At 57.8% G+C, this 14,382-nt stretch carries 12 protein-coding genes, 1 tRNA gene and 1 riboswitch; of the genes, 2 read left to right on the top strand and 11 right to left on the bottom strand.

Annotation, left to right across the window (positions count from 1 at the left end; genetic code table 11):
* Window positions 1-14 precede the first annotated feature (14 nt).
* On the bottom strand, window positions 15-1,142 hold the full coding sequence (recF, locus tag QRN60_RS00065; protein ID WP_003507147.1) for a DNA replication/repair protein RecF: 1,128 nt from the start codon (window positions 1,140-1,142) through the stop codon (window positions 15-17).
* A 152-nt stretch (window positions 1,143-1,294) separates the two neighbouring features.
* Between recF and QRN60_RS00060 the strand changes: the two genes are divergently transcribed.
* A complete protein-coding gene (locus QRN60_RS00060) occupies window positions 1,295-2,398 on the top strand; it encodes an alpha/beta hydrolase (protein WP_099085770.1) in 1,104 nt (367 codons plus the stop codon).
* Window positions 2,399-2,428: 30 nt separating this feature from the next.
* Here QRN60_RS00060 and nrdF read toward each other — a convergent pair whose 3' ends face one another.
* From nrdF to QRN60_RS00020, 8 genes are all read right to left on the bottom strand, one after another.
* Window positions 2,429-3,403: a class 1b ribonucleoside-diphosphate reductase subunit beta gene (gene nrdF / locus QRN60_RS00055; RefSeq protein WP_003507143.1), complete on the bottom strand. Its 975-nt coding sequence runs from the start codon at window positions 3,401-3,403 to the stop codon at window positions 2,429-2,431.
* Window positions 3,404-3,419: 16 nt separating this feature from the next.
* The gene (gene nrdE / locus QRN60_RS00050; protein ID WP_099085772.1) at window positions 3,420-5,606 is read right to left on the bottom strand and encodes a class 1b ribonucleoside-diphosphate reductase subunit alpha; all 2,187 of its coding nucleotides are present in this window, start codon (window positions 5,604-5,606) and stop codon (window positions 3,420-3,422) included.
* The gene (nrdI, locus tag QRN60_RS00045; RefSeq protein WP_003507140.1) at window positions 5,594-5,992 is read right to left on the bottom strand and encodes a class Ib ribonucleoside-diphosphate reductase assembly flavoprotein NrdI; all 399 of its coding nucleotides are present in this window, start codon (window positions 5,990-5,992) and stop codon (window positions 5,594-5,596) included. The genes nrdE and nrdI overlap by 13 nt, the downstream gene beginning before the upstream one ends.
* Before the next feature lie 12 nt (window positions 5,993-6,004).
* Complete coding sequence (gene nrdH, locus QRN60_RS00040) at window positions 6,005-6,226, bottom strand: glutaredoxin-like protein NrdH (RefSeq protein ID WP_003507138.1); 222 nt, start codon at window positions 6,224-6,226, stop codon at window positions 6,005-6,007.
* 310 nt (window positions 6,227-6,536) lie between these two features.
* Window positions 6,537-6,760, bottom strand: a riboswitch (cobalamin riboswitch).
* 133 nt (window positions 6,761-6,893) lie between these two features.
* A complete protein-coding gene (locus tag QRN60_RS00035) occupies window positions 6,894-7,523 on the bottom strand; it encodes a nucleoside triphosphate hydrolase (RefSeq protein WP_112356784.1) in 630 nt (209 codons plus the stop codon).
* The gene (locus QRN60_RS00030) at window positions 7,520-8,302 is read right to left on the bottom strand and encodes an ATP-binding cassette domain-containing protein (RefSeq protein WP_003507135.1); all 783 of its coding nucleotides are present in this window, start codon (window positions 8,300-8,302) and stop codon (window positions 7,520-7,522) included. Before QRN60_RS00030 ends, QRN60_RS00035 begins: the two co-directional genes overlap by 4 nt.
* A complete protein-coding gene (locus QRN60_RS00025; protein WP_003507134.1) occupies window positions 8,302-9,384 on the bottom strand; it encodes an ABC transporter permease in 1,083 nt (360 codons plus the stop codon). The genes QRN60_RS00030 and QRN60_RS00025 overlap by 1 nt, the downstream gene beginning before the upstream one ends.
* 228 nt (window positions 9,385-9,612) lie before the next feature.
* Complete coding sequence (locus tag QRN60_RS00020) at window positions 9,613-10,635, bottom strand: sugar ABC transporter substrate-binding protein (RefSeq protein ID WP_003507133.1); 1,023 nt, start codon at window positions 10,633-10,635, stop codon at window positions 9,613-9,615.
* A gap of 263 nt (window positions 10,636-10,898) precedes the next feature.
* Here QRN60_RS00020 and QRN60_RS00015 point away from each other — a divergent pair, with 263 nt between their 5' ends.
* On the top strand, window positions 10,899-12,131 hold the full coding sequence (locus tag QRN60_RS00015; protein WP_020812785.1) for an ROK family transcriptional regulator: 1,233 nt from the start codon (window positions 10,899-10,901) through the stop codon (window positions 12,129-12,131).
* Window positions 12,132-12,189: 58 nt separating this feature from the next.
* On the opposite strand, the gene recQ is transcribed toward QRN60_RS00015, so the two are convergent.
* Complete coding sequence (gene recQ, locus QRN60_RS00010; protein ID WP_129564670.1) at window positions 12,190-13,998, bottom strand: DNA helicase RecQ; 1,809 nt, start codon at window positions 13,996-13,998, stop codon at window positions 12,190-12,192.
* Window positions 13,999-14,220: 222 nt separating this feature from the next.
* Window positions 14,221-14,297: transfer RNA gene (locus QRN60_RS00005), tRNA-Met, on the bottom strand.
* Window positions 14,298-14,382: the final 85 nt, after the last annotated feature.

Here is a 14,382-nt window from a genome sequence, read left to right as displayed (position 1 = left end):
CCATCTCTCTGCCGTCACGCCGTGATGCTCCCGTGGGAGACATTGAAGAACTGCGCCCGCTCACCAAGGGCCGAGAACATGGCCGCATCCGTTCCCGTCATGAAGCTCTGGCCGCCAAGCGCGTGAATGAGATCGAACAGCGCCGCCCGCCTGCCCTCATCCAGATGGGCGGCGATCTCGTCCAGCAGCAGGACCGGCGCATGGCCGGTCATATTGGCGGTGAGCTGCGCATGGGCAAGCACCAGCCCCACCAGCAGCGCCTTCTGTTCCCCGGTTGAACAGCGTTCGGCCTCCATGTCCTTTTCCGCATGACGCACGAAGAGATCGACGCGGTGCGGCCCATCCAGCGTACGGCCGGCAGCGGCGTCGCGATACCGGCCATCGCGCAACATAAGCCTGTATTCATCCTCCAGATCGACGGCAGGGCGGTTGAGCCCATCGTCCATGAAACCGGAGAGCGAGAGCGCTGCCGACGGGAAAGCGGCATTGCCCGCCCGCCCTTCGATCAGGCTCTTCAGAAGGCCGAGCATCTCATAACGGGCAACGGCCATGGATATGCCGAGTTCGGCCATCTGCTTTTCGATACCGTCCAGCCAGACCGGATCAAAGCGGCCTTCCGAAAGCAGGCGGTTGCGGCCGCGCATGGCCTTTTCAAAATCGCTTGCCCGCCGTCCATGAGCTGGATCGAGCGACAGCACCAGCCGGTCGAGGAAACGCCGGCGATCCGATGATGAGCCGGTAAAGAGGCCATCCATGGCGGGCGTCAGCCACAGCACCCGCAGATGGTCGGTCAATTCGTCGACGGATTTGACGGGCGTGCCATTCAGTCTCAGGCGACGCGACACCACCTCTCCGTCACCTTCGATCCCGGTGCCGATGGCGACTTCGCCATCCATGCCTTCGACATCGGCAAAAATCGAGAAACCGGCAGCCTCCGCCCCCACCCGTGTTACGTCGGATAAAGTGGCCCGGCGCAGGCCTCTTCCGGGTGAGAGAAAGGAGACAGCCTCAAGCAGATTGGTCTTGCCGGAACCATTGTCGCCCGTCAGCACCACATGGCGGTCATCGAGCGTGAGCGCAGCCGCCGCATAATTGCGGAAGTCCGTGAGTTTCAGCCGTAAAAGCGACACCTTGTTCGTCATCTTTACGGCCTAAAACGAACATGTCCGGATAGCAAGGTGGGGAATGCCTCTCCACATCGAAGACCACCGCAGCAGCGCAATTCATTCTCCAGTAGCAACTTTTTTGACGGCCGGTTATTTATCAGCCGTTCCTTGTCATCGGTAGCCCATTCATGCGCCTGATTTTTTCGCTCCTTCTCACCCTCAGCGTTCTTTCATCCTGCGCGGGCAGACCGGGGGCGGATGTGCTGCAGGCTGTGGACACCAGGGCCAAAGGCACCAAAATCGTAACCGCCTATGTGGCGAGTACACGCGAGAGAAACAAGGACGCAAAAAAGGGCTTCGGGACGGAACGGGCGGCCGAGCCGAATTATGCGCGCTTCGATATTTCCATTCCTCCTACCCATAAAAGCGGAAAAATCGAGTGGTCCAGCGGCAAGCCGGACCCGAAGAAGGACTTCGTTGTTACCAAGGCCGATATGTTGACGAAGACGGCCTTCAACGCTGATCTCGGCGATATTGCCCGCTCTGGCAAGCAGATCGCACTTTTTGTGCATGGCTATAATTACAGCTATCAGGAAGCCCTTTTCCGCGCGGCGCAAATGGCTGCCGATGCCAATATGAATGGCGTGCCATTAGTCTTTTCCTGGCCTTCGCAGGCCAATGTCACCGGCTACGTCGCCGACAAGGAATCGGCGACCTATTCGCGTGATGCGCTGGCCGCCCTATTGACCGACCTCACCCGGCAGACACCACGAAAAAGCGTCGTCGTGTTCGGTCACAGCATGGGCGGCTGGCTGGTGATGGAAGCGTTGCGGCAATTGCGCTTCGAAGGCAGGAACGATGTCATCGCCAAGCTGCAGGTGGTGCTGGCTGCGCCCGATATCGACGCCGATGTCTTCCGCAAGCAGATCGAGGTCGTCGGCCGGCTCAATCCGCCACTCACCGTGCTGGTGTCCAAGGACGACCGGGCCTTAAAAGCATCCTCCATACTGGGTGCCGATGTCACCCGCATCGGTGCGCTTGACGTCACCGATCCGCAGGTTCAGGAAGCGGCCCTGAAAGAGGGCGTGCAATTCGTCGATATCTCCAATCTGGAGGCGTCGGACCCACTCAATCACGACCGTTATGCCGCGCTGGCCTCCATGGTTCCGCAACTGGAGGCAAGCAGGCGCGGCGGTGATATCAATAGTGCAGGAGCCTTCGTATTCGATGCGATCGGCGCAACGGTCTCCAGCCCCTTCCGCCTTGCGAGCCAGGTGGTGAACCCGCAATAGGCTTTGCGGGTTCCTGCTGACATCAGGGTTTCAGAAATCCCAGTCTTCATCTTCAGTCGCGACCGCCTTGCCGATGACATAGGACGAGCCGGAACCGGAGAAAAAGTCGTGGTTCTCGTCGGCATTGGGTGAGAGTGCCGACAGGATCGCTGGATTGACCCGGCAGGCCTCGGCGGGAAACAGCGCCTCGTAACCCAGATTCATAAGGGCCTTGTTGGCGTTGTAATGCAGGAACTGCTTGACATCCTCGGTCAGGCCAACGCCGTCATAGAGGTCTTCGGTATATTTCGCCTCGTTATCGTAAAGTTCGAGCAGGAGATCGAAGGCGAAGTCCTTGATCTCCTGTCTCTCCTTTTCGCCGAGGCGCTCCACCGCCCGCTGGAACTTGTAGCCGATATAATAGCCATGCACGGCCTCGTCGCGGATGATGAGGCGGATCAAATCCGCCGTATTGGTAAGCTTGGCGCGGCTTGACCAGAACATCGGCAGGTAGAAGCCGGAATAGAACAGAAAGCTTTCCAGGAAAACGCTGGCGATCTTCTTTTTCAGCGGATCGCCGCTGTCATATTCGCGCATGATCAGCGCGGATTTGCGTTGCAGGAACTCGTTTTCCTCAGACCAGCGATAGGCATCGTCGACATCAGGCGTGGAGCATAGCGTCGAGAAGATCGAGGAATAGGAGCGGGCGTGCACGGCCTCCATGAAGGAAATGTTGGAGAGCACGGCCTCCTCATGCGGCGTGGCCGAATCCGCCATCAGCCGCACGGCGCCGACGCCGTTCTGGATGGTGTCGAGCAATGTCAGCCCGGTGAAGACACGGATGGTCAGTTTCTGTTCTTCCGGCTTCAGCGTTCCCCAGGAGGGAATGTCGTTGGAGAGCGGCACTTTTTCCGGAAGCCAGAAATTCGAGGTCAGGCGGTTCCAGACTTCGAGATCCTTGTCGTCCTCGATGCGGTTCCAGTTGACCGCGCGAATGCGGGACGCGGGTTTTACGGCGATGTTCATTGTCTTGTCCCTCAATTCAGAGCGTGCAGGAAACGCAGCCCTGAACCTGCGTGCCTTCCAGCGCCATCTGGCGCAAACGGATGTAGTAGATCGTCTTGATGCCCTTCTTCCAGGCGTAGATCTGCGCCCGGTTGATATCGCGCGTCGTTGCCGTATCGCGGAAGAACAGCGTCAGAGACAGGCCCTGATCGACATGCTGGGTGGCCGCCGCATAGGTGTCGATGATCTTCTCAGGACCGATCTCATAGGCATCCTGATAATATTCGAGATTGTCGTTCGAGAGATAGGAAGCCGGGTAATAAACGCGGCCGATCTTGCCTTCCTTGCGGATTTCGATCTTCGAGACGATTGGATGAATGGAAGACGTCGAGTGGTTGATATAGGAGATCGAACCTGTCGGCGGCACGGCTTGTAGGTTCTGGTTATAAAGACCTGATGCCATGACGTCCTGCCTCAGCGCCTTCCAGTCCTCCTGCGTCGGAATGGCAATGCCGGCCTTTTCGAACAGTTCCTTCACCTTCTCGGTCGCGGGCAACCATTCCCGGTCGGTATATTTGTCGAAATAGTCACCCGAGGCATATTTCGAATTTTCAAAGCCCTTGAAGCTCTGGCCTCTTTCCACCGCCAGCCGGTTGCTGGCGCGGATGGCATGATAGGTCACGGTGTAGAAATAGATATTGGTGAAATCGACGCCCTCTTCGGAACCGTAGAAGATGCGTTCGCGCGCCAGATAGCCGTGCAGGTTCATCTGGCCGAGCCCGATGGCGTGGCTCGCATCATTGCCCTTTTCCACCGAGGGGACGGAGGAAATGTGGCTCATATCAGACACTGCTGTCAGCGCCCGGATGGAGGTCTCGATGGTCTTGCCGAAATCGGCCGAATCCATTGCAGCGGCAATGTTGAGCGAACCGAGATTGCAGGAAATATCCTTGCCCATATGGCTGTAGGACAGATCGGCATTGAATTCACTCGCTTCGCTGACCTGCAGGATTTCCGAGCAGAGATTGCTCATGCTGATGCGGCCGGCGATCGGATTGGCGCGGTTCACCGTGTCCTCGAACATGATGTAGGGGTAACCGCTCTCGAACTGGATTTCGGCGATCACCTGAAAGAATTCGCGCGCCTTGATCTTCTTCTTGCGGATGCGGCTGTCGGCGACCATTTCGTGATATTTTTCGCTGACCGAAATCTCGGTCAACGGCACGCCATAGACCCGCTCCACATCATAGGGCGAGAACAGATACATGTCCTCGTTGTTGCGGGCGAGTTCGAAGGTGATGTCGGGGATCACCACGCCGAGCGACAGCGTCTTGATGCGGATTTTTTCGTCGGCGTTTTCGCGCTTGGTATCAAGGAAGCGCATGATGTCAGGGTGATGGGCATGTAGATAGACCGCGCCAGCACCCTGGCGTGCGCCAAGCTGGTTGGCATAGGAAAAAGAATCTTCCAGCAGCTTCATCACGGGAATAACGCCGGAAGACTGGTTTTCGATCTGTTTGATCGGCGCTCCGAATTCGCGAATATTGGTCAAGGACAGCGCCACGCCGCCGCCGCGCTTGGAAAGCTGCAAGGCCGAATTGATGGAGCGGCCGATGCTTTCCATATTGTCTTCCACCCGCAGCAGAAAACACGAGACCAGCTCGCCGCGGCTCTTTTTGCCGGCATTGAGGAATGTCGGGGTGGCCGGCTGGAAGCGGCCTGAAATGATTTCATCGACCAGATTGCGGGCAAGCTGCTCATCACCACGCGCAAGGGCCAGCGCCACCATGCAGACGCGATCCTCATAACGCTCCAGATAACGTTTTCCGTCGAAGGTCTTCAGCGTATAGGAGGTGTAATATTTGAAGGCGCCGAGAAAGGTCGGGAAGCGGAATTTCCGGGCATAGGCCTCGTCGTAGAGGTCACGAACAAAATTGAAGGAATACTGGTCCAGCACCTCCTGCTCGTAATATCCCTCCGTCACCAGATAATCGAGCTTTTCCCTGAGGTTATGGAAAAATACCGTGTTCTGGTTGACGTGCTGGAGGAAATATTGCCGGGCGGCCAGCCGATCCTTGTCGAGCTGGATCTTCCCGTTCTCGTCGTAAAGGTTCAGCATCGCGTTCAGCGCGTGATAGTCCAGCCCCGCATCAAGCGGTTTCTGGCTTGCGGCTGCCGGCTGTTTGGCGTCCTTGCGCAGCGCGCTCGAGGTCAGCGTGTCCAAAATCGTTCCAATCCATGTTTGACGTTGGCGACGTCTTCTTCCGTGCCGAGAAGCTCGAAGCGATAGAGAAACGGCACCGCGCATTTGCGCGAGACGATATCTCCGGCGGATGCGAAAGCGGCGCCAAAATTCGTGTTTCCCGCCGCGATGACGCCGCGAATGAGATTTCGGTTGGAGGGCTCGTTCAAAAACCGGATGACCGGCTTAGGCACGGCCCCTTTGGTGCCGCCGCCCCCATAGGTGGGGGTGACCAGCACATAGGGTTCCGACACATGAGGCACGTCGTCCTCAGCGCCGAGCGGCAGGCGAAACAAACGCCGCCCCAGTTTCAGAAGGAAACGATGGGTGTTTTCAGAGCGGCTGGAATAATAGACGATCAGGCCCATCGCCTTACCGCCTCAGCTGATCGAGCCGATCATATCCGGCCGGAAACCCGCCCAATGGCGTTCGCCGGCGACGACCACGGGAACCTGCATGTAACCGAGACCCCGCACGTGATCGAGTGCATCCGCATCTTCGGAGATATCGATGATCTCATAGGGAACACCGATGCGGTCGAGCGCACGATAGGTGGCGGTGCACTGGACGCAGGCGGGTTTGCTGTAAACGGTGACGGTCATGATTTCCTCTCTCGAAGCCGATTTCGGACACGGCTCAACATTGCCGATTACAATCGCAATCGGGTGGCGGTGGATCTGTCATTCAGGTGAGGCGCGTAGCCCAGGCAACTCTTCGCATTTTCGGATGGAAACCGGGCTCCGGTTTTCCCAAAATGTTGCAAGCCGCACAAAATCACTCTCTACGCTGACGAGCGCAGCAACTTAAAGAAATGCACTGGCATGACTTCACCCCGAAGCTTGTTCTGGAGGGGGCAGAAAAGGGCGCACGCAAATCATTTGCGTCAACACCTTCCTCCGGACACCCCGCCCGTGGACGTTTGCGCTCAAGGCAGGTCTCCTGACTTGCGGGTCACAACATCTATTCCGGCCTTCCCGGAGCTTTTGGCTCCAGTGACCCAAATCGGAACGATGCTCGCCGCTTACAGTTGCGGGGGCAGTTTCGGCCTTGTTCCGCCATGATGGCGTTACGCACCGAATTCCCGTCTTAGCTCCCAACCCTTGCGAATCGGAAGAACCTTGAACACCACATATAGTATATGAGGAAATTTTTACGTCAATGAATAGACACACAAAAGCCCCACCCTGTGGATCAAAAAGATTCAACACATGGTCAACAAAGGCTTAACGGCAAACGCGCTTTGCCGGTAAAGAACTGGAAAGCGTTAATCTATTCCCAGATATCGATATGAATATCGGCTGGACGGGCGTTTTCGATCACCCTTTTTCCGTTGGGAAGATCGTTTTCGAAAAGCTTGGCATGGATCTGAGCGGCATCGAGACCATAACCCTGCCATCTGTTCCGCAGCCTCTCTTCCAGCACGGCGAAGGACGGACCCACGAAGATGGTGAGGTCAAAGCTCTCGGAAAGGCTTGTCCAGGGCGCTTCGTTCAGCAGCAGATAATTGCCTTCGGCAAGGACAAAGCGCGTTTCCGGCGCAATCGCCCGGGCGGACGCAATGGCAATTTCCCGGGAGCGGTCGAAAACCGGAACAAGCACCTCCTGCCCGCCCTTGCGGACGGCGGAGACGATATCCAGGAAGCCGCGCACGTCGAAAGTTTCAGGTGCGCCTTTTCGCGGCAGCAATCCCCGTTTCTCAAGAATGCCGTTATCCATATGGAAGCCATCCATGGGCAGGACGGCGGCCGTTTCGCCTCGCGCCCGCAAGGCCTCAAAAAGAGCATCCGCAAGCGTGGATTTGCCGGCCCCAGGGGGACCGGCAATGGCTATGATGAAACGGGATTGACCCTCTGCCCGCCGAAGAACGTCTTCGACGATCGTCTCAAGCTTCAGCGTCATGCGGCAAGCGTTTCCTTCGGCGCTTCCTTGGCGCCGGTCATGAAGGCGACGGCGTCGGACATGGAATAGTCCTTCGGATTGATGACGCACAGGCGCTTACCGAGCCGGTGGATATGGATGCGATCCGCAACCTCGAAAACATGCGGCATGTTATGCGAGATCAGGACAATCGGCAGACCGCGGGAGCGCACATCCAGAATAAGCTCGAGAACGCGACGGCTTTCCTTGACGCCGAGTGCCGCCGTCGGCTCGTCGAGGATGACGACCTTGGAGCCAAAGGCTGCCGCACGCGCCACCGCCACGCCCTGGCGCTGACCGCCGGAGAGGGTTTCCACCGCCTGATTGATGTTCTGGATCGTCATCAGGCCGAGTTCCGACAGTTTTTCGCGGGCGAATTTTTCCATGGCCGGGCGGTCGAGCGCCCGGAACAGGCTGCCCTGAATGCCGGGCTTGCGGATTTCACGGCCGAGAAACATATTGTCAGCTATGGACAATGCGGGAGACAGCGCAAGGTTCTGATAGACGGTTTCGATGCCCGCCTTGCGCGCCTCGATCGGCGAGCGGAACTGCACCGGCTTGCCTTCCAGCCTGATCTCCCCTTCATCGGGTGTCACCGCACCGGAAATCGCCTTGATGAGAGAGGATTTGCCGGCGCCGTTATCACCGATGACGGCAAGGATTTCGCCCGGATAAAGGTCGAAATCGGCATTGTCGAGGGCGGTCACACGACCGTAGCGTTTGACGAGATTGCGTGCTGTGAGGATAGGTTCTTTTGCCATCAGCCTGCTACCTTTCTGATCCACTGGTCGATTGCGACAGCCAAGATGATAAGGACGCCGATCAACAGATAGGTCCATTGCGGGTCTGTGCCGATAAGCCGGAGACCGAGTGAAAAGACGCCGACGATCAGCGCACCGAAAATCATGCCCATGATGGAGCCGCGTCCGCCGAACAGTGACAGGCCGCCGATAACCACCGCGGTGATGGATTCGATGTTGGCGAACTGGCCGGCGGTCGGCGAAACCGAGCCGATACGGCCAATGAGGGCCCAGCCGGCAAAGGCGCAGATGAGACCGGACAGGGTATAAACGGTGGTCAGCATACGCTTGACATTGACACCAGCGAGTTCCGCAGCATCAGGATCGTCACCCACGGCATAAAGATGGCGGCCCCAGGCGGTGCGGTTCAGCACATACCAGAGCAGGGCGACCAGCAGAACCATGGCGATGACGCCATAGGTGAAGACCGCGTTGCCGAAACGGATATTGGCGCCGAAGAACTGCAGGATCGGCGCCTGCTGGGCAATGTCCTGGGCCCGGATCGTCTCATTCGCGGAATAGAGGAAGTTGGTCGCAAGCACGATCTGCCACATGCCAAGCGTGACGATGAAGGGCGGCAGGCGCATGCGCGAAACCAGCACGCCGTTGATGAAGCCGCAAAATGCGCCGACGGCGAGACCACAGAGAATGGAAAGCTCCGCCGGAAGACCGTAACGGAAGGTAAACTGCCCCATGACGACGGAGGACAGAACCATGATCGCGCCGACCGAAAGGTCGATGCCCGCCGTCAGGATGACAAGCGATTGCGCGGCGCCAACGATGCCGACGATCGCAACCTGCTGCAGGATGAGGGTCAGCGAGAAGGCGGAGAAAAACTTGCCGCCTAGGAGCAGGCCGAAAATAACCAGCGACAGCACCAGAACGATAAGCGGTACGGCCGCCGGGCTGGAATGGAGAAAATGCTGGAATTTTTCCAGCGCACTCTTGTCGTGCGTATCGAAAGCGGCGACCTGCGTCGAACTTCCCGAAAGCACCTTTTCAAATTCATTATGCGGCTGAGCCCGCACCGGCTGATCGCTCATTGGATTTTCCTCCCGATCGCTCTATCGCATCAGCCCTGACACCTGGGTCTATCTCCAAAGAGAATGATGCGTAGATTTCAAAGTGTTGTGAAGCGGCCTGTGTCATCCCCGCAGGGGCGCGCAACGCGCTCGTTTATTCCTTTGTCCGATCCCCCGGATCGTGCCTGATATTCATTCTGGTCCAAGGGCGGGGGCACGAATGCCCCCGCGGGTTTCAAAGGTGAGGCATCAGCCCCAGCACTTGTTGAGACCTTCCTTCGTATCGATCGAGTCGAGGCCCTTGACCGGCTTGTCGGTTACCAGCGTCACGCCGGTATCGACGAAGTTCTTGCCTTCGGTCGGCTTCGGCTTTTCGCCCGTATCGGCAAACTTCTTGACGGCTTCGACGCCGAGCGCCGCCATCAGCAGCGGATATTGCTGCGAGGTCGCGCCGATCACGCCTTCCGCCACGTTCTTGACGCCCGGGCAACCACCGTCGACGGATACGATCAGAACATCCTTTTCGCGGCCGACCGCCTTCAGCGCCTCATAAGCGCCGGCAGCTGCGGGCTCGTTGATGGTGTGGACGACGTTGATGGTGGGGTCCTTCTGCAGCAGATTTTCCATCGCTGCACGGCCGCCTTCTTCGTTACCATTGGTGACATCGTGACCGACGATACGCGGATCGCTCTCGTCGCCGATCTTGTTGATGTCCTTCACGTCGATGCCAAAGCCCTTCATGAAGCCCTGGTTGCGCAGCACATCAACCGTCGGCTGGGAGGGGGTGAGGTTGAGGAAGGCGATTTTCGCATCCTTGGCCTTGTCGCCGAGGCTGCCGGCGGCCCATTTGCCGATCAGTTCGCCGGCGAGAAGATTGTCGGTGGCGAAGGTGGAATCGGCGGCATCAACGGGTTCGAGCGGCGTATCAAGGGCGATGACCAGAAGACCGGCATCACGCGCCTTCTGCACGGCCGGAACGATGCCCTTGGTGTCCGATGCGGTGATCAGGATACCCTTGGCGCCATCGGCAATGCAGGTCTCGATGGCGGCAACCTGGCTTTCGGAATCGCCGTCGATCTTGCCGGCATAGGATTTCAGCGTCACGCCCAGCTCTTTGGCCTTGGCGGTCGCGCCTTCTTTCATCTTGACGAAGAAGGGATTGGTATCGGTTTTGGTGATGAGGCAAACCGAAGTATCGGCCGCAGACGCAACGGACGCGAAAGAAACGCCAAGCGCAAGGGCGCCCAGAAGAGCGGAAACAGTGGTCTTCATGAGATCCTCCCAATGGATATTTGAGCACCGTGACGGTTACCCGACGATCCCGTCTCCTCCGAGAACAATGATCGTTGACCCAGATGGAACCACCAAAGGAAACGGCTGTCAATAAATAAATCCGATTGAATTATTAATTCTCTATGGCATTCTAATAGGCGGCAGGGAGGAATATCGCCGCGTCGTTTAACGTTGCGATAGCAAGATTGCCATAAAGCCTGCTGTATCGGTCGCGACGGATATTGCGGGCGGGAGGATGACATATGAGACAATCTGTCGAGACGACGCCGCCGGCGTCGCCCACCACCATGGATATAAGCAGCGGCGCCAACCAGATCGGGGTGCGCGCCTATAATGAGCGGCTCGTGCTGTCCCTCGTTCGTCGCCACGGCGGACTGTCAAAAGCCGAAATATCAAGACTTTGCGGCCTTTCGGCACAGACCGTCTCCGTCATCATGCGGTCGCTTGAAAAGGACGGGCTTCTCATTCGTGGTGAAAGACTGCGCGGCAAAGTCGGCCAACCTTCGACGCCGATGCGGCTTAATCCTGACGCCGTCTTTTCTTTTGGCGTAAAGATCGGCCGGCGCAGCGTCGATCTCGTGCTGATGGATTTTGTCGGCCGGATCAGGCTCAAGCTGCGCAGAACCTATCCCTATCCCCTGCCGGAATGGATATTGCCATTCGTAATCGACGGCATAACGGAGCTCGAATCGAAGCTTTCGCCGGCCGAGCGAGAGAAAATTGCCGGCGTCGGCATCGCCGCGCCATTCGAATTGTGGAACTGGGCGCAGGAAGTGGGCGCTCCGCAGATTGAAATGGAGCGATGGCGGGGCGTCGATATCCGGTCGGAAATTGCTGAAAGCGTCAGCTATCCCGTTTTTCTGCAAAACGACGCGACCAGTGCCTGTGGCGCTGAACTGGTTTTCGGGACAGGCCAGCATTATCCGGATTTTCTCTACGTCTTCATCGGCTCCTTCATCGGCGGCGGCGTCGTTTTGAATTCGGCGCTGTTTTCCGGAAAGACCGGAACGGCCGGCGCTATCGGCCCCCTGCCGGTGCAGGGGCAGGACGGCAATACCGTCCAGCTTCTGAAAATCGCGTCGATCTTCGTTCTGGAAAACATGCTGCGAGAAAGGGGCATCGATCCTCGTCCCCTGTGGTTTTCTCCAGACGAGTGGATCGATTTCGGCGAGCCGCTGGAAAGCTGGATTCGAAAAACTGCTGCAGCTCTGGCGCAGGCCGTCATTGCCGCCGCCTCCATCATCGATTTTTCGAGCGTCATCATCGACGGCGGTTTTCCCGATTGGGTCAGAACAAGGATCGTAGCCGCCACCCGCCTTGCCCTTAAACACCACGATCTGCAGGGTGTGACGCTGCCTGACATCATCGAAGGTGCGGTGGGTAGCCAAGCGCGGGCAATCGGCGGTGCTAGCCTACCGCTGTTTTCGCGCTACCTCATCGATCAGAACGTTCTGTTCAAGGACACGACCGGCTGAGCCTTTGTCAGAGCCCACCGATTTTTGCTTACCCGGCTCTTCATTCGATTTCTGCCGGTCACTCGCCAGCGGCGTGCTGCATGATCGCCGCCAGAAAGGCTGGCCCGTAGCGCTCCAGCTTGGTGTCTCCGACGCCGGGAATCCCAGCCATTCCCTTCGCGGAGACCGGTTTTGCCGTGGCAAGTTCTATCAGGGTCTTGTCATGGAAAATCACATAGGGCGGAACGTTCTGCGCACGGGCAATTTCCATGCGCTTCGCACGCAGAGCCTCAAAAAGACTGCGATCAGCTTCAGGCAAAATCGTCGATACCGTGTTGCGGGGCGTCTGTTGCCGGGCAGAACGCGGAGCAGATGGTATCCTCAGCATCAACGCAGGTTTTTCGCGCAGGAACCGCCGTCCATCTTCGGAAATGGACAGACCACCATGCCCGGACAGATCCACTTCAATCATGCGTAACGCAACCAGTTGACGCAGAATGGCGCGCCAGGTGCGATTGTCATGTTCTTTACCTATACCGTATGTCGTGATGCGATCATGTCCGAAGCGGGAAATCCGCTCATCCTCGACCCCCAGCAACACACGGATGACATAGGCTTGGCCAAAACGTTCACCGGTGCGATAAATACAGGACAGAAGCTTCTGTGCGGCGATGGCCCCGTCAAACAGGTCCGGCGGCTCGGCGCAGGTATCGCAATTACCGCAGGGCTCACACCGGTCGCCGAAATAGGACAGCAGAACCTGCCTGCGGCAACTCGCGGTTTCCGCAAGGCCGAGCAGCGCATCGAGCTTCTGGCGCTCCATATATTTGCGCTGGTCCGCGGCATCAGACTCTTCGATGAAACGATTACGCAGGGCAATATCTTCGTAGCCATAGAGCATGAGTACGTCCGACGGCAGGCCGTCGCGGCCGGCTCGGCCCGTTTCCTGATAATAGGCCTCGATGCTGCCGGGCAAATCGATATGAACCACGAAGCGCACATCGGGCTTGTCTATGCCCATCCCAAAAGCGACGGTCGCGACAATGATGACCGCCTCGCCGTGCTGGAAACGAGTTTGGTTCTCCTCGCGGGCCGCCTTGTCCATGCCAGCGTGATAGGGCAGCGCGTCGCGCCCCTCCTCCCGCAGCCATGCGGCCGTTTCATCCACCTTTCGTTTGGAAAGGCAATAGACGATGCCGCTTTCACCGTCGCGGTCCTTCAGAAAGCGCTTCAACTGCGCGCGTGGATTATCCTTTTCCAAGATCGCATAGCGGATATTGGGCCTATCGAACCCGGCGATGAAGGCGTCGTCCTCTTCAATTCCGAGGTGACCGAGAATTTCGGTGCGCGTGGGGCCGTCGGCCGTGGCTGTCAGCGCCATGCGTGGCGTGTCGGGAAAACGCTCGATCAGCGTATCAAGCTGGCGGTAAGGTGGCCGGAAATCATGCCCCCATTGAGAAAGGCAATGGGCTTCATCGATAGCGATCAGCGACAGGGCAATGGGCTGGAGGGCGTCCAGGACATCCGGCTTGAGAAGGGTTTCCGGTGCGGCATAAAGAATGTCGACTTTACCGGCCCGCATATCCCGCCAGAGCGCGCGCCGCTCTTCAGGAGAGAGATCGGAATTAAGAGCCTCCGCACGCACGCCCGCCTGACGCAGGGCAGCGACCTGATCGACCATCAGCGCGATGAGCGGCGAGACGATCAGCCCCATACCCTCGCGTGCAAGCGCTGGAATCTGGTAACAAAGCGACTTCCCACCACCAGTCGGCATCAAAACGAAAGCATTATTGCCCGCCACCACGTGCTGGATGATTTCGGCCTGCCGCCCACGAAACACATCGTAGCCATAGACGGTCTTGAGGATATGCAAGGGATCAGCGGTCACGGCAGCTTTTATCCGAACTGGAATGATGGCGCATCATCACCGTTTTGGGGTCCATGGCAATCCCGAAGATGGAATTGGTCATGGAAGTGCGTAGCGGGATTGATTTTATGACCAGCAACCCTGTTTTACCGTTGGCAGCGGTACGGGTCCGATTTTATATTCCGGACGCAAAAAAGGGCTCGGAGTTGTCTCGGAGCCCTTTTTATATTGTGTGACTAGATTTGGTTGCGGGGGCAGGATTTGAACCTGCGGCCTTCAGGTTATGAGCCTGACGAGCTACCGGGCTGCTCCACCCCGCGGAATGATTTATTATAGCATAAAGGCCGCTTTTGGCGGCCTTTTGATTTGGGCTTGTTGCCCATTTTTGTGATTGAGAAGATTTTG

It is taken from the genome of Agrobacterium sp. CFBP2214, from assembly GCF_030209895.1.
GTDB classification, from domain to species: Bacteria; Pseudomonadota; Alphaproteobacteria; order Rhizobiales; family Rhizobiaceae; genus Agrobacterium; species Agrobacterium radiobacter.
The sequence above is the reverse complement of the archived record's forward strand: the minus strand, read 5'-3'. Positions and strand labels throughout refer to the sequence as shown.